Annotated in this window: 17 protein-coding genes; 9 read left to right on the plus strand and 8 right to left on the minus strand. The window is 62.6% G+C overall.

Annotation, left to right across the window (positions count from 1 at the left end; translation table 11 throughout):
- Nucleotides 1-25 precede the first annotated feature (25 nt).
- From WEG36_06240 to WEG36_06265, 6 genes are read right to left on the minus strand one after another with little or no spacing between them, the layout of a single operon-like run.
- Nucleotides 26-925, minus strand: a complete 900-nt coding sequence (locus WEG36_06240; protein MEX1257198.1) for an N-acetylneuraminate synthase family protein — start codon at nt 923-925, stop codon at nt 26-28.
- Entirely contained in the window at nt 918-2,180 is a 1,263-nt protein-coding gene (locus tag WEG36_06245; protein MEX1257199.1) for an acylneuraminate cytidylyltransferase, read from the minus strand. Before WEG36_06245 ends, WEG36_06240 begins: the two co-directional genes overlap by 8 nt.
- The gene (locus WEG36_06250) at nt 2,165-2,965 is read right to left on the minus strand and encodes an SDR family oxidoreductase (GenBank protein MEX1257200.1); all 801 of its coding nucleotides are present in this window, start codon (nt 2,963-2,965) and stop codon (nt 2,165-2,167) included. Before WEG36_06250 ends, WEG36_06245 begins: the two co-directional genes overlap by 16 nt.
- Nucleotides 2,966-2,992: 27 nt before the next feature.
- Nucleotides 2,993-4,021, minus strand: a complete 1,029-nt coding sequence (locus WEG36_06255; protein MEX1257201.1) for a Gfo/Idh/MocA family oxidoreductase — start codon at nt 4,019-4,021, stop codon at nt 2,993-2,995.
- The gene (locus WEG36_06260; GenBank protein MEX1257202.1) at nt 4,005-5,387 is read right to left on the minus strand and encodes a surface carbohydrate biosynthesis protein; all 1,383 of its coding nucleotides are present in this window, start codon (nt 5,385-5,387) and stop codon (nt 4,005-4,007) included. Before WEG36_06260 ends, WEG36_06255 begins: the two co-directional genes overlap by 17 nt.
- A gap of 45 nt (nt 5,388-5,432) precedes the next feature.
- Entirely contained in the window at nt 5,433-7,280 is a 1,848-nt protein-coding gene (locus tag WEG36_06265) for an ABC transporter ATP-binding protein (GenBank protein MEX1257203.1), read from the minus strand.
- 197 nt (nt 7,281-7,477) lie between these two features.
- Between WEG36_06265 and WEG36_06270 the strand changes: the two genes are divergently transcribed.
- Both WEG36_06270 and WEG36_06275 read left to right on the plus strand, forming a co-directional pair.
- Entirely contained in the window at nt 7,478-8,815 is a 1,338-nt protein-coding gene (locus tag WEG36_06270) for a GMC oxidoreductase (protein MEX1257204.1), read from the plus strand.
- 227 nt (nt 8,816-9,042) lie between these two features.
- Nucleotides 9,043-9,786 carry a hypothetical protein gene (locus WEG36_06275; protein MEX1257205.1) on the plus strand — a complete coding sequence of 248 codons (744 nt, stop codon included), beginning with the start codon at nt 9,043-9,045 and terminating at the stop codon, nt 9,784-9,786.
- A 126-nt stretch (nt 9,787-9,912) separates the two neighbouring features.
- Here WEG36_06275 and WEG36_06280 read toward each other — a convergent pair whose 3' ends face one another.
- Nucleotides 9,913-10,857: a hypothetical protein gene (locus WEG36_06280; GenBank protein MEX1257206.1), complete on the minus strand. Its 945-nt coding sequence runs from the start codon at nt 10,855-10,857 to the stop codon at nt 9,913-9,915.
- A gap of 304 nt (nt 10,858-11,161) precedes the next feature.
- On the opposite strand from WEG36_06280, the gene purD reads away from it, so the two are divergent.
- Together purD and mutM are read left to right on the plus strand one after the other, a co-directional pair.
- Nucleotides 11,162-12,448, plus strand: a complete 1,287-nt coding sequence (gene purD / locus WEG36_06285; protein MEX1257207.1) for a phosphoribosylamine--glycine ligase — start codon at nt 11,162-11,164, stop codon at nt 12,446-12,448.
- Between the two features lie 47 nt (nt 12,449-12,495).
- Nucleotides 12,496-13,413 (plus strand): bifunctional DNA-formamidopyrimidine glycosylase/DNA-(apurinic or apyrimidinic site) lyase, encoded by a 918-nt coding sequence (gene mutM, locus WEG36_06290; protein MEX1257208.1) that lies wholly within the window; start codon nt 12,496-12,498, stop codon nt 13,411-13,413.
- Here mutM and WEG36_06295 read toward each other — a convergent pair.
- A complete protein-coding gene (locus tag WEG36_06295; GenBank protein MEX1257209.1) occupies nt 13,391-14,656 on the minus strand; it encodes an NAD(P)/FAD-dependent oxidoreductase in 1,266 nt (421 codons plus the stop codon). The two genes, mutM and WEG36_06295, sit on opposite strands and share 23 nt — an antisense overlap.
- A gap of 644 nt (nt 14,657-15,300) precedes the next feature.
- Here WEG36_06295 and WEG36_06300 point away from each other — a divergent pair.
- From WEG36_06300 to WEG36_06320, 5 genes are all read left to right on the plus strand, one after another.
- Nucleotides 15,301-16,629 (plus strand): NAD(P)/FAD-dependent oxidoreductase, encoded by a 1,329-nt coding sequence (locus tag WEG36_06300; GenBank protein ID MEX1257210.1) that lies wholly within the window; start codon nt 15,301-15,303, stop codon nt 16,627-16,629.
- 61 nt (nt 16,630-16,690) lie between these two features.
- Nucleotides 16,691-16,942 carry an acyl carrier protein gene (locus WEG36_06305; GenBank protein MEX1257211.1) on the plus strand — a complete coding sequence of 84 codons (252 nt, stop codon included), beginning with the start codon at nt 16,691-16,693 and terminating at the stop codon, nt 16,940-16,942.
- Between the two features lie 66 nt (nt 16,943-17,008).
- Nucleotides 17,009-17,839 (plus strand): FkbM family methyltransferase, encoded by an 831-nt coding sequence (locus WEG36_06310; GenBank protein MEX1257212.1) that lies wholly within the window; start codon nt 17,009-17,011, stop codon nt 17,837-17,839.
- A 181-nt stretch (nt 17,840-18,020) separates the two neighbouring features.
- Nucleotides 18,021-19,163, plus strand: a complete 1,143-nt coding sequence (locus WEG36_06315) for an IS5 family transposase (GenBank protein ID MEX1257213.1) — start codon at nt 18,021-18,023, stop codon at nt 19,161-19,163.
- Nucleotides 19,164-19,293: 130 nt separating this feature from the next.
- Nucleotides 19,294-19,779 carry a winged helix-turn-helix domain-containing protein gene (locus tag WEG36_06320; GenBank protein MEX1257214.1) on the plus strand — a complete coding sequence of 162 codons (486 nt, stop codon included), beginning with the start codon at nt 19,294-19,296 and terminating at the stop codon, nt 19,777-19,779.
- The last annotated feature ends 10 nt before the right edge of the window (nt 19,780-19,789 follow it).

The raw sequence follows: 19,789 nt of genomic DNA on the forward strand, positions 1-19,789 counted from the left end.
TCGCTGCAGCGACTGACCCTGCGCATCATCCTCGCGGTGTGGCACCTTCTGAGTTGGGCATCCGGCGCAACCGGCGCATCACTGGGAGTTCGCTGGCATAGATCGACTTCTTACCATCGCCGAGTGCCCTCTCCACGACTCGAATGTATTTCACCAGCCGAGCAAATCCCTCCGGCTCGACAGACGCTGCATGGTCACTTCCCCACATGCTGCGATCCAAGGTGATGTGGCGCTCGACAAAGGACGCCCCGAGCACAACGGCGGCGGCGGTCGTGACCAGACCAACTTCGTGCCCCGAGTATCCGATGGGGCAGGAGAACCGATCACGCAACGTAGAGATCATGCGAAGGTTCAATTCCGCCGGGTCACACGGGTAGGTGCTGGTGCTGTGGGTCAACACCAATCGGACCAAGTCGAATGTGTCCACCGCGGCATCGATCTGCTCCAGGGTGGACATCCCTGTGGACAAGACGACGGGTCGCTCCTTCGCCCGTGTATGCTCGAGGAGGTCGCGATCCGTAAGCGTTGCGGAGGCCACTTTGTAAGCAGGTGGAACGAACTGTTCCATGAAGTCCACCGATTCCGTGTCCCAACAGGAGGCAAACCAGGTGATGCCTTTGGCCTTACAGTGCTTGTCGATGGCGAGGTATTCGTCGAAGCCGAACTCCACCCTCTCTCGGTACTCCATGTAGGTGATGTAACCCCAAGGGGTCTCCCGCATGAGTTTGCGCTGTGCTTCGGGAACGCAGAGCTCGGGCGTCCGCTTCTGAAACTTGACCGCATCGCATCCCGCAGCGACGGCGGCATCGATTAGCGCCTTGGCGATCTCGACATCGCCGTTGTGGTTGATGCCGATTTCGGCCACCACATAAACGGGATGTCGATCTCCCAGCCAACGATTTCCGATCTGAATCGCCCTATCCATCGTCGGGGTTCCCGGGGTTGGACTTTGCGAGGAGCATCTCAGCGAGCTCTCTTATTGCTCCGCGGCCACCGTTTCTTTCAAGCACGATCCGTGCCACCGCTTTGGCGCTGGGATGGGCATCACCCACGGCCACGCCACATCCTGCCAGGCTGAGGCACTCCACGTCGTTGATGTCATTGCCGACGAACACCACGTCGGCCAGAGAGATACCCAGGCTGCTCACGAGCTCCCCGAGGAAGGCGGACTTGTCGTCGATCCCTTGATGACAAGGCAGTTGGAGCTTCTCGCATCGACGTGCGACGACCGGATTCTTCTCTTTGGAGAGGACCACCACGCGATAACCCGCCGCCTTCAGTTTCTCGAGCCCTAGTCCGTCGCGGCGGCTGCAAACCACCGACTCAATGCCATCTTGATCGATCCAGACGCGGTCATCCGTGAAGACCCCATCAAAATCCAGCGCGATCAGGGCCACTTCACGTGGGAGCGGGCTCCACACCATGCTCGCCGGCGGCCTGACGACGTCGATCCGACCGTCGCGCAAGAGCCACGATGCGAGATCCAGATCGTGCTGCGAGTCGATGTCCACGCAATATGCACTGTCGAACAGGAGAGGCAGGACGTGTTCCCCGGTCAGGGATCCTTTCTCCAGGATCGAACTCGTCCGAACGGCGTCTACGTGACCGGTTTGCCAGTACGTAGCGGGAAGGGCCTGCCTCGGCATGTTGTACGGTTCCGGAAACTCAGTGGCCAGAAGCGGCGTCAGGAATCCATCAACCCCCGCCTTCCACATCTTGAACGGATTTTGCATCGAGGGAGTGACGCCGCGGACGCAATCCGCCCCCGAAGACGCCAGGAGCATTCTTACGGCTTCCTCCACCTTCCTTCGCGGGCGAAGAGGTGAAGTGGGGCGCAATTGGACGACGATGTCGGGCCGATAGCCTTCGGAGTCTTCGAGCCACTGGAGAGCATGCTGAAAGACGGGCAAATCCGGAGTCGAGTCCTCCGCAAGCTTCGCAGGTCTCAAGAAAGGCACCTCCGCTCCGTATCGACGTCCGACGTCCGCGATCTCCTCGTCATCGGTCGATACGATCAGGCGAGAGATCGTGGGAGCCTCTGTTGCCGCAGCGATGGCATACGCGATGAGCGGATGACCGTCGAGGAGGCGGAGGTTTTTGCGGGGAAGGGACTTGGATCCCCCACGCGCGGGCACGACCGCGAGCACCTCTGGACTCCCCCCCACTACCACGAGGTCCACCCTCCATCCACGACGAGGTTCGCTCCCGTCATGTAAGAGGACGCGTCCGACGCCAGGAACAACAGAGCCTCCCCGTACTCACCTCGATCCGCCATTCGGCCGAGCGGTACGCGCGCACTGTAGCGCGCGGTGAACTCAGGATCGTGGTCGTTGAAGACGCCGCCCAGTGTGAACGAATTCACGCGAATGTTCCTGCCGGCCCAGTAGGCAGCCAAGTATCGGGTAAGCCCCAGGAGGGCGCTCTTTGACACGGAATAGTCGACCGGCTTGAAGGTGCGCTCATCTTGTGATTCTTTCTCATAGATGCGCTGGTCGGGCCCTACCATTCCGTAGATGGAGGACACGTTGATGATCACGCCTCGGCCTTGATCCAGCATGGGAAGGGCGACTGCCTGAGCACACAGAAACGCACCCGCAACATTCACCGCTAGACTTCGATTGAAGAGCTCGAGCGGGTAGTCCTCGAAGGCCGTCACATGACGCCCCTCGTTCCCCGGATCGAACTTGGGATCGATGGCGGCATTGTTCACAAGAACGTCGAGGCGACCGTACTCCGTAAGCACTTCTCCAACCATCCGCTGCACAGATTCCTTCTCGGACACGTCGACCTGGACACCTTTGGCGCGAACCCCGGTCTCCCGGGAGACCGACATGGCAAGTCGCGCGGCCGCTTCACCATCGACGTCGGCCACGACCGGATGCGCACCCGCCTTACCTAGGACGCGGCAGTACTCGGTGCCGAGCATACCGGCGCCTCCCGTGACGACGACAACCCGTTCCTTCATAGGTTCCTCTTGTGAGGCCGTCGAGATTCAGACTTCCGATATCCTGACGGCTTGATTCGTTCGTGCGGACTCCTTGAGGGCGAGAGCAATGCCCAGCGCTCGGCTTCCGTCTGCCAGGGTAACTTCGGGTTCCTCCATTCCCTCCATGCACGCGAGGAAATGCCTCATTTCATCGAGGAACATGGTGTTGCGTTCGAAGCCAGCGGGAACGGGAATCACGTCCCAAGTTGTTGAGTCCTCACGCCAGATGCGAACGGCACCGTCCGAGTTGTCCCAGGTGAGGGTGCCATCTGATCCCACGACCTTCAAGTCGTGACATGGTGGCCGCTGAACGTAGTCGAGATGTACGGTACCCGTGACGCCCGAATCAAAAGTCAGCAGTGCATGAGCCGTATCCTCGACGCCGAGGTCGAACCCGCGGGAACCCACGATGCACATGACAGTCTGCACGGGACCCAACAGCCAGGTAAGGTAGTCGAAGGGGTGACACAGGGTCAGAAGGACACCCCCGCCGAGGTCGGACCGCGCGCTGTACCCGCGTCTGAAGTCTTCCCCCGGATGCCAGTTCGGGAGGTACTCCCCCCAACGGACGTGGGCGGACACGACCCGGCCGATCGCACTCGCATCGAGAAGACGTTTGACATCCTTCAGGCCGGGATGGAATCGAAATTGGAATCCGACCAGGACCTTCAGGCCGTTCTCTTTTGCAACGCGCTCTAGTTCCACCAGCCCGTCGGGCGTGTGCGAGACGGGCTTCTCCAAAAAGAGATGGCAGCCCGCCTCGGCGGCGGGTCCGGCCACTTCCAGCCGGAGAGCCGTTGGATTGGAAACGATCGCGGCCACGGGACGGCGACTGAGCGCCGCGGCAAGGTCCGTCTCGGCGGGCATGTCGTCGAACTCCGGGCTCGAGGACGGTCCCTTCCCGCTGCGTACCAAAACGAAACGGGTCCAACCAAGGGTTCGTAGGTTTCGTACATGACGACGGCCAACCGAGCCGAGGCCGGCGACCAGAATCTCCCGATCTCCGGATGCTTCGAGGTCAGGCGGGTTCGACAATGGCGTATCTGTCCGTAACGGCTTTCAGCCGAGCACCTCGATAGAATTCCTGGCACCCTCGCACGACGCCCGCGATCCGCGTTGGATCCATGCGGCCACGCTTGGACTCCACGTAACTGGGCTGGCGCGGCCGAAGCTTCCGTCGCAGGAATCCCATGGGACGAAACCGCCTGGGCCTCGGAGGAACTCGCACGTCCGAGGAATCGATCGCCCGCTCATTCATCACGTTCAGGGTTTCTTCGACCAGGAGTGGGGTCGCAGGACGTACGAGATTGTTAAGCATCTCGAGAGCCGGCGGTGACCAGGTTTGGGGATGGAGGACTCCGTTCAAGAGCCCCGCCGCCTTCTCGAGCGCTTCCCCGATCGTGCCAACTGTGACGCCAGCTTCCCGTGCAACCGTTTCGCCGCGTCCGGTGTCTCGCTCCCGATCCGGCCAGAAGTGCAGGACAGGACGACCCGCGATGGCCGCCTCAACTCCCGTTGTGCACTTGCAATGCACCACGAGCGACGCGCTTCGTATCCAGGATACGACGCTTCCATCCTGAATGACGACCACATTCTCCAAGGGCCCAAGTGCGACCTCATAAAACTCGACGCTCTCGCTCGGATGGGGACGCACGACGATCGTGAATTTCGGATTCGCGACGGCCAGTTCCTTGATGAGAACCAAAAAGCTGGCGAGGTCGCGGGCGTCTTGACTCCACTTCGAGTACCAGAGATCGCGGACTTCGTGGGGCGACATCCAACTCGGCCACGCGACAGGCAACATTTCGTGAAGGAAACCGAAAGTTGGACCCTCGGCATGCATGACAGCGGGAAAACGCGTGTTGACCAAAATGTAGGGGAGATACCGACTCCGCGACTGGGACTCATAGGTCGAGTCGATCCAGGCAAACTTGGGAGCGCACACGTCGAATCGGGGACTTCCCGTGACTGTGAACGTCCCGTTCAATGTCGGGACTCGCGCGGACAGCAGGGCGGCCTGCTTCTTTCCCCACGTGCAAACCTTGGCGTACGACCCCTGGGCAAAGAGCTCAGGTGGATGTGAGCGAAGAACGCAGGTTTCCCAGATTTTTTCCGGGTAGATCCCACCCTCGTCGTGGTGGTAGATCAGTGGCGATTCGTTGCGGATGAGATCGAGAACCAGAGAAGTGCGTTCGTGCTTACGGTTGAAGACGGATTTGCCGAGCCATATGACACGACGTGAATGACGCGCGATCTCGTGAGCGGACTCCTTGTGCGCGACGATTGCTCGGCAGCCGCGGTCGGCGAGTGCCGCGGCGAGCACGAGCTTGCTGTCGAGCTCCCGGGTCGCCGTCTCGATGGACATGAGAACGGTCGGAAGGTCACGCTCCAGGCGCTTCATCCCTATCCCACCTCCCCGACGGCCATGAAGGAGCGTCCTCGGTCGTCAAATGCGAGCCATGGCTCGAAAGGCCGACGAAGACTCGACAAGCTCGTCGTACCTGCCCGAGGCAATGACGTGCCCCTCTTCCATGACGTGAATCACATCGCACTCCGCTACGGTCGTCAGCCGGTGGGCAATCAAGAGGATCGTACGCTGCCTGGAGAGGTCTCGGATCGCCTGCATGACCACGTCCTCGGTGACGTTGTCGAGAGCGCTCGTGGCCTCATCCATGACGAGGACCGCTGGATCATGATAGAGGGCCCGCGCGATTCCGATCCGTTGCCGCTGACCGCCGCTGAGGCGAATCCCCCGCTCACCCACGATCGTGGCGTATCCGCCGTCGAGGGTGGCCACGAAGTCGTGAAGATGCGCAGCGATGGAGGCGCGCCGTACGGCCTCCAAATCGACCTTTTCAGGCGGAATTCCGAACGCGATGTTCTCGCCGATCGAGGCGTCGCAGAGGAAGATGGACTGTGGAACGTACCCCACGGCTTGCTGCCACGCCGGGAGAAGTTGATCGTCCAGGACCCGGTCGCCCACGAGGATCCTTCCTTCCATTGGTTCGAATAAGCCGAGAAGGAGGTCGATCAGCGTCGTCTTTCCTGAGCCGGTCGCGCCCACGATCCCGGAGGTGTAGTTGAACGGAAACTCCAGGCTGACGTGATCGAGGGCCGGTCGGTTCGCACCCGGGTACCTGAAAGTGACGGCGTCGAAGCGGATCGACTCGCCGGCACGAGGTGATACGGGCGCCGGCTCCTCCTGAATCCCTTTCTCCGGCTGGGAAGACCAGCTGCGTGCGCTGCTCGCTTTCCACCCCTCGCGGTAAAGGTCGGCGTGGAGCTCCTCCACCGCCGGTGCCTGGAACCTGATCTTCGTGAAAGCGGCGAAGAGTTCCTGCACAGCGGGAATCAACCGATTCGCACCGAACGCGTAGACGGCGAGGAGGGGAAAGATCTGATCCAGAGATTCGCGCGTTTGGAGGAGGTAGAGTGTGACCACGACGATCCCCCCGTAAGCCAGCGTCTCGAGCGCGAAGCGCGGCAGCAATCCCACCAGGTTATGCGAAGCGATCGCTCGCGCGTACCGAATCGAAGGACCGCGGAACCGCTCGAGAAAGTGCTCCTCCCTTCCAAGGACTTTCAACTCCTTGATTCCGCCAAACGCCTCGTTCACGACCTGGAAACGCTCCGTCTGCGCGGCGACGCCTACGGCGCCGAGTCGACCCTGCTTTTTTCGTACGAGGCCGTACACAGCGGCATAAAATCCCCCGATGGTCAGGGAGACGAGCACGGCCAGCAGCGGATCGACGGCAACCAGAAGAACGACGATAAAGAGCGAGGAAATTCCTCGTGAGACAATGTTTGCGGCCGAAACGAAAAGTCCGCCGGTGACCTGAGAAACCTGGTTGAGCAGTGTGCTCCCGAGCCGGGCGGAGTTCTGGTTCAGGTGGTATGCATAGGGGGAACGGAGATAGACCTGGAGGAGACGATCCGAGAGCTTTCGATGGGCACGCCACTGAAAGCGTACGAGGATCCAGCTGGTCATGGTATTGAGCCCGTTCGAGGCCACCATGGTGATCACGAAAATGATCCCGAGCGTGATGATGAACGAGTTCGTGCTGGCAAATCCGAAGGACTCATACGCCCAGGAGAGATACTGGTTCTCCGAGATCACCGTGGGATTGGAGACGACGGCGAGGAACGGCATGATCGAGGCGATACCCACCGACTGCAGAAGCCCGGTGATCACCATGGCGACCACGATCCCCGCGAGACGCCAGTGGTCGCTGGGGTCGAAGAGCTCCAGCATCTTTCTCGCGATCACCAGCGTTCCTTCCTTCGGTCGTTCCATTCGTGACAGACTTCTTCCGGGCCAAGGGGCTCGCCTGAAGGAAATCTGCAAGAACCGCGCCCTCCTGGAAACCTTGTCCGCCGGAAGGGCTCCGGCTCGACCGACAGCGCCGGACGGCATAGGATAGGCTGCTCCCTCGGCCCGCAGGCGGATCGAGCACCGGAGCGCGAGGGCTCCCCCGTCAAGGATGTACTGGGATGTTCGACGTTGCGGTCTACGGGTCCGGATTCGCCGGATTCGCCCTTGCCACCCGGCTTGTGGAGCGTGGCAAGTCGGTCCTCGTCGTGGAGCGAGGTCCTCGCAACGACCTCCGAACTTCGGCAGAGCTCGCGAGAATCCGTTTCCCCTGGGAGCCCGTCGAGTCGGGTGGATTCGACTTCGGAGTCGAGGCACTGGAAGCCTTCGCGAACGTGCCGCGTTTCCAGGGGGTCGGAGGAACCTCCATGCTTTGGTCGGGCAAGTGGCGCACGCTCGATTCTGTTGACTTCGCACGGAGAATGGGCGAACGCGGCTGGCCTTTCGATCGGGCCTCCCTGGAGCCCCACGACGAGGCAGTGGCCCGCAGGTTCGGATTTTCCCTCGAAGAAGAACCCGAGTTCGAGGGCCTGCGGCACCGGGTCCTGTCGGCCGGGCTGCGGCTCGTGCGGATCGCACTTCCGAAGAGTCCAGTTCGCCTTGCAGGCAAGTGGTTGGCCCTCGAGGAGACCGCGGCGCTCCGCCTTCAAACCGACGCCCGAGAGATTGAGTTCGCGATGAAGTCCGGTCGAATCCTCTCGGCGAGGTGCCGGGGGGCAGAAGGACACCCATGGTTCGAAATCGAGGCCAACACCCACGTCGTGGCGGCGGGAGGGATCGCATCGACGGCACTGGTCGCCCACCTCGTCGCCCAAGCGGGCACGGGCAACAGGCCCTTCATGGGAGGATACATGGACCACCCCAAGGGGGAGGTCGGGCAGATGAGGCCCCGTCATCACCTGGACGATCTGGAGCTACTCTTGCAAGCCGACGAGTCCCAGAGGCTCTACGCCGTCACCCTCCCCGAGGAGGAGATCATCGCCGAGGGAATGGGGAATCACACGATCTTCCTTTGGAGCCAACGGTCAGGGGCATCCGGCGCGCGCCGGCCATCCCGGAGCCGCCGGGTGCAGATGGTCATCAATGCGGAGCAGTTCCCGGAACCATGGAATGGCGTCAGCTGCCCCGATGGGAACACGGTGAGGTGGAGAATCTCGGGCGAGACCCGGCGCGATGTGGACCGATTCCTATCGCTCATACTCCCCCGCCTCGAGGCCTACTTCGGGCCCGTCACCCGTGCGAGGTGGATCCCGCTCCGCGGGGCCAGCCACCCGGCTGGTTGCACCCCATACTCCACCTCTCCTGCCCCCGGCGAACTGCACCCGGATGGACGGATCGAGGGGATCGACAATGCCTTCTGCGCCTCGTCTTCCGGGTTTCCTTTCGCCGGCTCGGCGAACCCCACTCTGACGGTCGCCGCACTCGCTGATCGACTGGCCTCGCGCCTCTCCTCCCCTTGAGACCAACCGCGAACGTCCTTGTCGCCGGCGCAGGATGGCGCGTCACCGCTTTCGTCGTTCCGGCTCTCCGGGCGCTGGGGATCGCACCCGATGAGATTCACGTCCTCCGACGTAAAGACGCTCCGCTCGGAGGCCCGCTCTCGGGTGCGCGTCGCGTCGATTGGGGAGGGTTGGCACCCTCGTACGAGCTGACGATCAACTGCGTTTCACAGGAGGCATTAGTGAGAGTGCAATCCCGGCTGGTGGACCGGTTCCCGTCGGCGATCCACTTCTGCGATACCCCAATTGTCGCCCGCGCCTCCGAGATCCCACACGCCTGGAGGTTGGCTCGCCGCGCCCGCCTCTATTCATTGGAGGACTGGCCTTCCATGCCGAACCTCCAGCCCCTTCTCGGCCTTTTCGCGGGGGGTCGGTCGCCGGCTACGCTCCGCTTCGAGCACATCGGCATCGACACGCACTTCCTGTCCGTCGCCCGCACTGCGCGGGCCATGGGAATGGGGCAACAGCTACGCGTGGCGATCAGACGTCGCGGAAATGTCACGGTTCGGTCGCTCGACGGCGCCGTGTCCGCCACGCGCACCGGCGCCAAAGACTACGGGCGCGCGAAGATTCTCGCATGGAACGGCAATACGATCCTGGAGGACTTCTTGGGCGTAGACCAGAGGGAGGATGGCATGACGCCGTCGGACCACCCCGAAGTCGTCTCCAGAGAGCTGGCCGGCGATCGACTGCGCTACCTCCGAGGAGGCGTCCCCTTTGCCGAGGTCGTCATTTCGCGGGAGATGACGAGTTCGATCTTGGAAGAGCCGGGAAGGAAGGGAGTACACGAACTCGACAAGTGTGTGGCGCTGATGCGTCTCTTTCGGTCGGCGCTCGAAGGAAGACCGGAAGGATACGGATACATCGACTCGATTGCCGATACCTGCGTGGCCTGGTGGATTGGACGGGGAAAGATCACACCCGCCTGGTAGTCGCCCTTCCTCACATCCCATGCGGGGAGCCGCCCGCTCGGTCAGTTCCGCGATCGACCTGGACACTGCTCCGAGCCCCTTTTCGACGTCCCCACAGCGGCGCGAGCGGGTCTCCTTGCGTGTCCGTCAATCTCTCTCTGCGAACCTTCGCACTCGCTCCCCCACGGCAGACATCGTGGCACTGATGAGATAGGGGATCATCCGGAACCCGCCGATTCGACGGTAGGCTTCCCCTATCCGCCACAGCCTGGTTCCAGGGTCCACCCGGAGCCGCCTGGGCAGCGGTCTGAGCAGCGCGGCCTCCAATCGATCGAAGTCGTCTCCCACGCATTGGAGTGGGGATTTCTCACGCAGACCGGACTCTTCGAGAACGCGCCGGGCACGCTCCACATACTCGAGAGCATCGACCCGCGCGAGCTCCGAGCTGCCATATCCATCAAAGAAACCGCGCGTCGCAATCGCGAATTCAGGGTCCTGTGCCCCGGATGCTTTCCATTGGGGGACCTTTTCCACGAGCCATTCCGGAAACTTCTGTCCCTGCACGAACGTCTTCCGAAAGATGTCGCGGTAGTACTGCTCGTAATCGTGGACCCCAGACACAACCCGTGATGCCAGGGAAGGAGCCCCTCGCATCGCCAATCGTGCAAGTGCCGCACTCTCCGGCCGCAGCTCAACGCCGGGAGGGCCGAGCGCATCCAGGGCTACATCGAGAAGACGCGTCCGGTACACACGATTCCCTGCATGTCGATACGTTCCCGCAAACTTGTCGAGGACAAGACCCTCAGCCTGCACGAAGGAGTCCGGCATTCCCGCCGCCACAGCCAAGAGGTCCCGTAGCGCCCCTTCTCGAACGAGCACGTCGGCATCGACGGTGACCATCCATTCGGCCCCGCTCTCCAGTCCGATCTGATAACAGCGCCGAAGAGCACGCTCGAAGGGCTGTTCGTTTACGACGTGGCAAATCGCTCCGTCCAGTTGGCGCCGGAGCGATGCCAGGCAAGCGTCGATCGTCCGTTCACCGGCCGACCGGACTGCGACGATGAAGGAATCTCGATCTGCGGACGGCCCCATGGGCAGCGGTATTCCTTCGTTTGGCATGCCTTCGAGTTCGCTCATCGCCAGACTCGGCGATGGAACCTCGCAAGATCGTAGCCGGCCCAGCTCTTCAGAACGAAAGCTCGTCGAACTTGTACCAACCGGAACCTTGCGCGTACGGGTGAATGCAGGGCAGGGTTACAGAAACCCGAGTCGGCGATGGACGCTCATAATGCCGCCTCACCTAATAGGTTGGTCTCTTGGCTCACGAGGGGCACCGGCACCGAGTTCCCCATTCCCTTCCTTTGACTCCCCCCTCCCCCCGGCATACCCTTCGCCCATGAAGATCCTGGTAGTCGGCAACGGAGGGCGGGAGCACGCCCTCCTCTGGAAGCTCTCGCGTGATGAGCCTTCGTCCGAGCTTTTCGCCACACGCCCGAATCCGGGAATGGCGAAGCTCGCGCGAGCGGTGGATCTCGCTCCAGCCGACATCGAGGGCCTCGCCTCATGGGCTGAAGGAAACGGAATCGGCCTCACCGTCGTGGGCCCCGAGGTTCCCCTCGCGAACGGCGTCGTAGATGTCTTCCGGAAACGATCGCTTCCGGTCTTCGGGCCCTCCGCCGCCGCCGCGCGCATCGAGTCCTCCAAGGCCTTTGCCAAGGAGCTCATGGCTCGGGCCAGCGTTCCGACCGCGGAGTATCGGACATTTACTCGGTGGACCGAGGCGGAGCCCTACGTTCGGAAGACTGGGGGACCGCTGGTAGTGAAAGCTTCGGGGCTCGCGGCCGGCAAGGGAGCCTTGGTCTGCCACTCCACGGACGATGCGTTGGACGCGGCCCGCGAGATGCTCGAAGAGAAGGCCTTCGGCGAGGCGGGGTCCGAGATCGTCGTCGAGGAATACATGGAAGGGGAAGAGCTCTCCGTTTTCGGGATCACGGACGGCCGGCACGTCACCCTCCTCCTCCCTTCACAGGATCACAAGCGGATCGGTGAAGGGGACACCGGCCCGAACACCGGTGGGATGGGTGCCTATGCACCGGTTCCTCTCATCGGACCCGAAGTCCTTGCCCAGATCGAAGAATCCATCTTTCACCCGGTCCTCGATGCGCTCGAGCGAGGGGCCATGCCCTTCCGTGGCCTGCTTTATGCTGGGCTCATGCGCACCGCCACGGGGCCTCGCGTCATCGAGTTCAACTGCCGTTTCGGCGATCCCGAGACACAGGCAGTCCTCCCTCTCATGCAGAGCTCCCTTCTCGACCTGATGGTCGCGGTCGCACGCGGCGGAAGCATTGCCGGCGCCACCTCCGAGTGGAAGGAGGGCGCCGCCCTGAACACGGTGCTTGCGTCCGGCGGCTATCCCGGACAGTACCAGAAGGGAAAGGAGATCTCTATCCCTGAGGATCTGGAGGTGTCGGAGGGTACCCTCCTCTTCCACGCGGGAACAGCGGAGGACAACGGGCGCCTTCTCACGGCCGGCGGGCGGGTATTCTCGGTCGTGGGCGTCGGCGGGGACCTCCAGGAGGCCCGAACCCGCAGCCTCGAAGGTGCCGAGCGGATCAGCTTCGAGGGGAAGACCTTTCGGCGAGACATCGGCTGGAGGGCCTTTTCTTCGGGCGCAGGCGCTTAGGCGTCTTCGGCCCCGCCCCCGGCGATCGGAGCCTCGGAAGCCCCCCCATGCCCGAACTCCCGGAAGCGGAAACCATCGCGCGCGGGCTGCGGGCCCCTCTCCGCGACCGGATCGTGTCGCGCATCAGAGTCGTGCATCCGGACCTTCTCGAGGACTCGCCGGGTCGCTTCCGCAGGGAACTGGAGGGACGAACGCTCGGCCCGATCGGCCGCCGCGGAAAGAACCTCGTGATCGGGGCTCGCAGGGGAACGGACGACCTTCACCGCGTGGTCGTGAACCTGGGGATGTCGGGGCAGCTCCTCCATCGGGAGAAGGACTCGTCGGCGCCGCCGCCGAGCCACCCAGGGGTGTGGTTCCACTTGGACGACGGATGCCAGCTGGTCTATCACGACCCGCGCCGATTCGGCCGCGTTCGCCTCCTCGACGGAGAGCACTATCATCGGTGGTCGCGGTCGCTCGGACCCGAGCCGCTCGGCGCCGCCTTTACTCCCGCACGCCTTCACAAGGATCTCGCTCGGTCCGCCGCGCCCCTTCGCTCCTGGCTTCTCGACCAAAGAAAGGTCGCCGGAGTCGGAAACATCTACGCGAATGAAGCGCTCTTTCTGGCGCGGCTCCATCCAGAAACCCGCGGACTTGACGTACCTGGACGCCGTGTGGCGGTCCTTCATTCCGCGATCCAGGACGTCCTGCGCGACGCGATTCGGGCGAGGGGGACGACCCTCCGCGACTACCGCACGGCCGAGGGATGGAAAGGGAGCTACGCGGCGCGACTTCGGGTATACGGCCGCGAAGGTCTTCCCTGTCACGACTGCGGAAGTGTGATCGTTCGCTCGGTGTTCGGCGGGCGCTCGGCCTTCCACTGTCCTCGTTGTCAGCGGCTCCCGGGAGGCACACCCGAAAGAAGCGGAAATGGCACGCCACCCGGGAACCGCGTGCCGCTGCCTAGTCGATGGGGATGTCGGTGAGATATTGCTGCCAGAGGTGCCCTGGAGTGCTTTCCACCTTCTCGATCACCTCTCGCATGGCGTCGAGCGCCTTCGCGTTGCCTCGGTCGTACACGTCGCCCTGGAGCAGTTGCAGGACCTGAAGTCGATACTCCTTCTTGTCGATGAACCAGGTGAACAGGTGGAGGAGCTTGTAGTAGAGACGGATGAACTCATACCATACCTCGACTCCGGCCCGCAGCTTGGTTTCGTATTCGAGGAATGCCGAGGCACTCAGGTCGCCCTTCTCCAGCGCTGCCGCTATCGCCTCTGACGCGAACTTGGCGCTGTAGGCGGCGACGCTGACACCCGAGGAGAAGATGGGGTCGACGAAGCGCGCCGCGTCCCCGACTAGGAGCCAGCCGTTGCCGGCGAATGACGACATCGAGTAGCTGTAGTCGCCCTCAGCCTTGAGGTCGTTGATCCTGCGGGCCACGGCCATGGCCTCTTGGAGATCGGGGTTGCTGGCGACCATCTCCTCGAAATGTTCCTCGGAACGGCCCCGAGATTTCTTGAAGACCGACTTCTCAGTCACCACACCCATCGAGGTGACGGTGTCGGTGATCGGGATCTGCCAGGCCCACCCTCGCTCGACAGGAAGGAAGTATATGTGGATGAAATCGGCCGTGGGACCGCTACCCCGACTCACGTCCTCGTACCATGCGTGCAGGGCGAACTGATCGAAGATGGGGTCGTTCTTCTTCAGCCGCAGCTGGCTTCCCAGGACAGTGCTCCGCCCGCTGGCGTCGACGACGATCTTGGCGGGGAGCGTCACCTCCTCCCCTTCGATGGAGACAGTGACCCCCGATGCAAATCCGTCTTCGAACTGCACTCCCTTGACCTGCGCGCCTTGAAGGACCCTCGACCCTAGTTCGCTGGCGTGGCGCAGGAGGAGCAGGTCGAACCTGCTGCGATCGACATGGTAGGTGTAGTCCTGATCGATCCCTGGTTGAGGAAACTCCTTGAACCAAATGGCGTATTCGCCTTTCGTAGTCGTCGGATGCCATGACGCCCCGTATTTCCTGGGAAACTTCTCCCGCTCCATCGTCTCGAGGAACCCGATCTCCTTGAACACCCTCGTGGTGGCGGTGACCATCGATTCGCCAACGTGGGCCCGAGGATGCATCTGTTTGTCGATGATCAAGTTGTCGATGCCGGCCATGGACAGGTACGAGCCGATGAAGGCTCCAGCCGGCCCACCACCAATGATGATTACGTCGGTCATCACGACTCCTCGGATACCCCTAACCCAGTTTGACCTTGCGCAGCATGGTACTCGCCGCGAGAAGCTCCCCAAGAGAGAGCGCGCTGATTCGCCCACGTGACCGCTCGTGCAGATAGAGCTTGATCAAGTCCTCCTTCGGCATGACGTCGGCACCTCCGCCGATCGCTTCCTCGTTCGGGCCGAGCCCAGACCAGTCCTGTGAATCCAATGACCTTGAGAGAAGGGAATCTTAGGCTCCTCGGGTCAGGGAGGCCAAGATAGGGCGGGGTTTCCGAGAGGTCCAACAACTTCCTGAACGGGGCTGGGCGGATGGGCGACGGTCGCCGTGCCCGTTTCCGGGCGTCTTGTCTCAACCCTCTCCGCCGGACCTCCAGGGCATTGCTGCACTCATTCATGCGGCGGTAAGTTCTCGGCCGCCGGCGTGCGGCCCGATCCCCGGTCGCTCCGTCGGTCAGGGAGGGGGTGCGTGACTTGGGCGCTCCCGCCGAAAGTTTGCGGGCGGTACGCTATTGGTACCGCGCATCAAGCATTGCACGCGAGCCTCACCCGAATCGTAACCTTCGTCGTGAGGGCGCCACTGATCGCGGGCATGGGTCTTGCCCAAAGCCATCCTGGTCAAACGTCTCATCCCGGAGAATTCTTACTTGGACTTCGATTTCGACGTAGCCATCGTCGGCGGCGGCCCTGCCGGCTCCACGACCGCGACCTACCTCGCACAGGCCGGAATCGATTGTGTCGTCCTCGAACGCGAGACCTTCCCCAGACCGCATGTCGGCGAGTCCTTGGTTCCTTCCACGACTAGAATCCTTCGGGAGATTGGATTCCTCGAGCAGATGGAGGCCAATGGCTTTCCGCGAAAATACGGTGCCGCGTGGACCACACCGCACGGACTGCGCGCATACGACCACGATTGGGAAGGCATCGCGCCATCGGACCAGGTGGATGTCCGATTCGATGAGGTTACACAGGAGGGCGTCGGCCAAAGCTATACTTACCATGTGGATCGAGGAAAATTCGACCACCTCTTACTTCAGCATGCCGCCAACGCAGGAGCCGAAGTGGGCGAAGGGGAGGCGGTTACGGCAATCGAATTTCTCGATGAGGGCGTCCGCGTTCGCTCGAATACTGGTCGTGGCCCGAAGCAGGTGACCGCCCGGATGGTGGTTGACGCCTCGGGCCGCCGCACCCTCTTGGGGAACCAGCTTCGGCTTCGAGTGCAGGATCCCGTATTTGACCAATACGCCCTCCACACCTGGTTCGAAGGGTACGATCGGGGAGGCGGCGAGAAAGCGGACTACATCTGGATCCACTTCCTCCCCGTCAGTAATTCGTGGATCTGGCAGATTCCGATCACCGACGCGATCACGAGCTTTGGTGTCGTCACTCAAAAGAGAAACTTCAAAGCGGCCAAAGACTCTCTCGACGAATTCTTCTGGAAATGTGTCGAGCAGCGTCCGGATCTACATGAGAAGCTTCGCGCATCTCACCAGCTCCGTCCCTTCAAGCCCGAAGGAGACTACAGCTATGCGATGAAGCGGATTGCCGGCGATCGCTTCGTGTTGGTCGGGGACGCGGCGCGGTTCGTCGATCCAATCTTTTCGAGCGGCGTAAGCATCGCCCTGAACAGCGCGCGAATGGCCAGCAGGGATATCCAGCGTGCCTTCCACGAGGGGAACTTCTCGGAAGGCGCATTCGAGACCTTCTCCGAAACCATGCGGAACGGCTGCAAGCACTGGTACGAGTTCATTCGGCTTTATTATCGGCTCAACGTCCTCTTCACCTACTTCGTCAGCCATCCAACTTACCGACTGGATGTACTCAGGCTCCTACAGGGCGATGTCTTTGGGCGGGAGGAACCACCGGTTCTGGCGAAGATGCGGGAGATCGCCGCGGAGGTAGAGCAGAACGAGCGGCATGTTTGGCATGACCTGCTGGGCGATCTGACGTCACATGCATTCGAGCCTCAGTTCTAGCGGGAACCGGACTGGACGCTCATGAAAGCGCCGGACCCGAGAATAGGAGATTGGAATCGCGATGCCCGCGGCTGCGATTGAAGAGTTCCTGAGGTCCCGACTCGGATCGAAGGGCCGGGAGATGGTCATCGAGCCCGATCAGTCCCTCTTCGAGCTCGGAGTGCTCGACTCCCTGGCCTTCTTCCAGTTGATCCAATTCGTCGAGGAGCAGTTCCACTTTTCGATCGAACCTTCCGAGGTCGTTCCGGAGAACTTCGAGACCCTCGAACGCATTACCGGATTCGTTCGCCGGAAGCGCGAGACCGGCTCATAGGGGCCGGGGCCGCGAGGGCAGTCACGGCTTCGCGCACTTCCGAAGATGCTTTACGGAGAAGCACATATGAGTTCGCTGGGCTGGAAGTTATGGCACGCGTCGCCGGCAACTCTGGTGGAAGGCATGCGCAGCCGCCTGAGGAAGGCGCCGCAGAACGTTGAGGCGACCCAGTGGTTCACAATCAACGCCGGTCCGGCTGCTGGCGCAGCGATATGCCTGAACACGCCTCTGGGTTCCGCGACGGAGGCCATCGTTGATGGCACGTACGACGGGTTCATGTACGATCGACTCCAGAAGCGATGTTCTATCGAGGGCGCAGTTGTATGGGACCTTGGCGCCCACATGGGCTATCACAGCCTCTGCTTTGCGGCCCTGGGAGCGCGAGCCGTGCTGGCTTTCGAGCCGAATCCGTCCAACTCGGCAAGGCTGATGGAAAACCTGAACGCCAACCCGAGCTTGGCCCGCACTGTGAATCACCTTCCGGTGGCCGTCGCGAATGTTGACGGCGAGTTGTCGATCGTTGAAAGTGGGGAGCTCCGGGGAGAGAGTAGTTGCAGTCACTTGGAAGCCGGGTTGGCCCCCCTAAATGAGGCGGCGTATGCCGGATTCGCCCGACGGATGGTCGAAACCGTCCGCGTCGACACCCTCATCGAAGAGAGGAAGCAGCCGATGCCGGATGTGGTCAAGATCGACGTGGAGGGAGCCGAAGGCATGGTACTGCGGGGAGGCGCGCGCTTCTTCGCGCACCATGCCCCGGTGCTTTTCATCGAAGTCCACCACATCGTCCTCATGATGGAGATCCAGAAATTGCTCGGCGGCTGGGGATACTCGACGGAAGTCATGGAGGAAGCTCGATCGACGCCGTCCCGGTGTCTTATTGTGGCAGTCCGTGACTGACCGAGTGGGGATCGAGTCCCCCGTCAGCCCGCGCCAAGCCCTCTCCCCCTAGTTTGGACGGGTTCCAGAAGGTCCCCCTAGCAGGCTGCTGAAAAAGTCCTGATATGACGGTGCCGGATCGAGGGTGTGGAAGGTAGATTTGGAGGTCCTTCCTCGTGCCCTTCCTCGTGGAGCGATTCGGATGCGCGGCAAGCCGGATTACCAGTCGCAGATCTACTACGCGATCGACATCGAGTCCTGGATACCGACGGATCACCCGCTGCGTGCCGTGAAGGCGCGGGCGGACGAGGTGCTGGGCTCGATGCGGCGGGATTTCGACAAGGCGTACGCACGGATGGGCCGGCCCTCGATCCCGCCGGAGATGCTGCTCAAGGCGCTCCTTCTGCAGGCGCTCTACTCGATCCGGTCGGAGCGGCAGCTGGTCGAACAGGTCCAGATGAACCTGCTCTACCGGTGGTTCATCGATCTGTCGCTGGACGGGACCGTATGGAACGCGACGACGTTCACGAAGAACCGGGAGCGCTTCGAGTCGCACGGACTGCTTCGAACCTTCTTCGACCGGGTCGTCGAGTGGGGGTATGCGAAGAACTGGGCCTCGGAGGACCACTTCACGGTAGACGGGACGCTGATCGAGAGCTACGCCTCGATGAAGAGCCTGCGACCCATCGGGTCCGGGGCGGAGCGGGTGAGCGACGACTCGGAGGATGACGATCCGGGGAACCCGACGGTCGACTTTCGCGGGGAGCGGCGCAGGAACGCGACGCACCGTTCGCTGACCGACCCCGAGGCGCGGCTGGCCCGCAAGGGGTCGGGACGGGAGGCGAGGCTGTCGCACTCGGCGCACGTCCTGATGGAGAACCGGTCCGGGCTCGTCGTGGACGTGAGCGTGAGCGAAGCGAACGGAAGGGCCGAACGCGTCGAGGCGCTCCGGATGGTGAAACGGAGTCGCCGTCGTCACGGGCTTCGGATGAAATCGCTCGCGGCCGACAAGGGATACGCGGCAGGCGCCTTCCTTCACGAGTTGGAGAGCGAGGAAGGCGTCGTTCCACTCATCCCGGTCCCGCAGGGACCCATCCGTGGAACGGGGCCGGAGGCCGAGGCTCGCCGCCGTGCCCGACGACGTCAGGGGACGCAGCGCTACCGGGTCGCGCAGCGGATCCGAAAGCGCGTCGAGGAAGTGATCGGTTGGAAGAAGTCCATCGGCGGGCTCCGACGAAGTCGCCACGTTGATCGCTGGAAGATCGAGCAACAGGCGCTCATCGTGAACGCGGCGTACAACCTCCTCCGGATGGTCCGGCTCGAGGTGTGCGCCCAGGCCTCATAAGGCCCTGTGCAGAGGCCGAAAGCCCCCTGCACGGAACGTTCGGAGGCCTCGATCGGCGGCCATCGAGGGGTTACTACTCGGAGCAGTAAACATCTTTCGCACTGGGAGCTGGTGATGTAGATTGCCGTCTATGGAACGAGCCGATACTCGCCGATTGAGCCCGGTCGCGCAGGAGGAGCTGCGGCGACGGGCCGTGGCGGCGGTGCTGGGTGGCGCGACGCGCACCGAGGTGGAGAGCCTGCTCGGGATTCCTCGGCAGACGGTCGGACAGTGGGTCAAGGCGTACGAGCGAGGCGGGGAAGCGGCGCTGGCCTCGAAGCGCCGGGGGCGACGCGAGGGCGAGGGTGCGAAGCTCGAGCCGTGGCAGGCGGCGCAGGTGGCGAGGACGCTTCGGGATCGGCGTCCTGAGCAGTTGAAGCTGCCCTTCTATCTGTGGACGCGCGAGGCGGTCGCTGAGCTGATCCGACGACGCTACGGAGTGCGCGTGTCGCGCTGGACGGCCGGGCGGTACCTCAAGCGCTGGGGCTTCACCCCGCAGAAGCCAGTGCGACGGGCCTGGGAGCGTAACGGTGCGGCCGTGAAGCGGTGGCTCGATGAGGAATACCCAAAACTGTGACGGGAGGCTA

It is taken from the genome of Gemmatimonadota bacterium, from assembly GCA_040882465.1.
GTDB lineage: Bacteria > Gemmatimonadota > Gemmatimonadetes > Longimicrobiales > Gaopeijiaceae > JBBEBG01.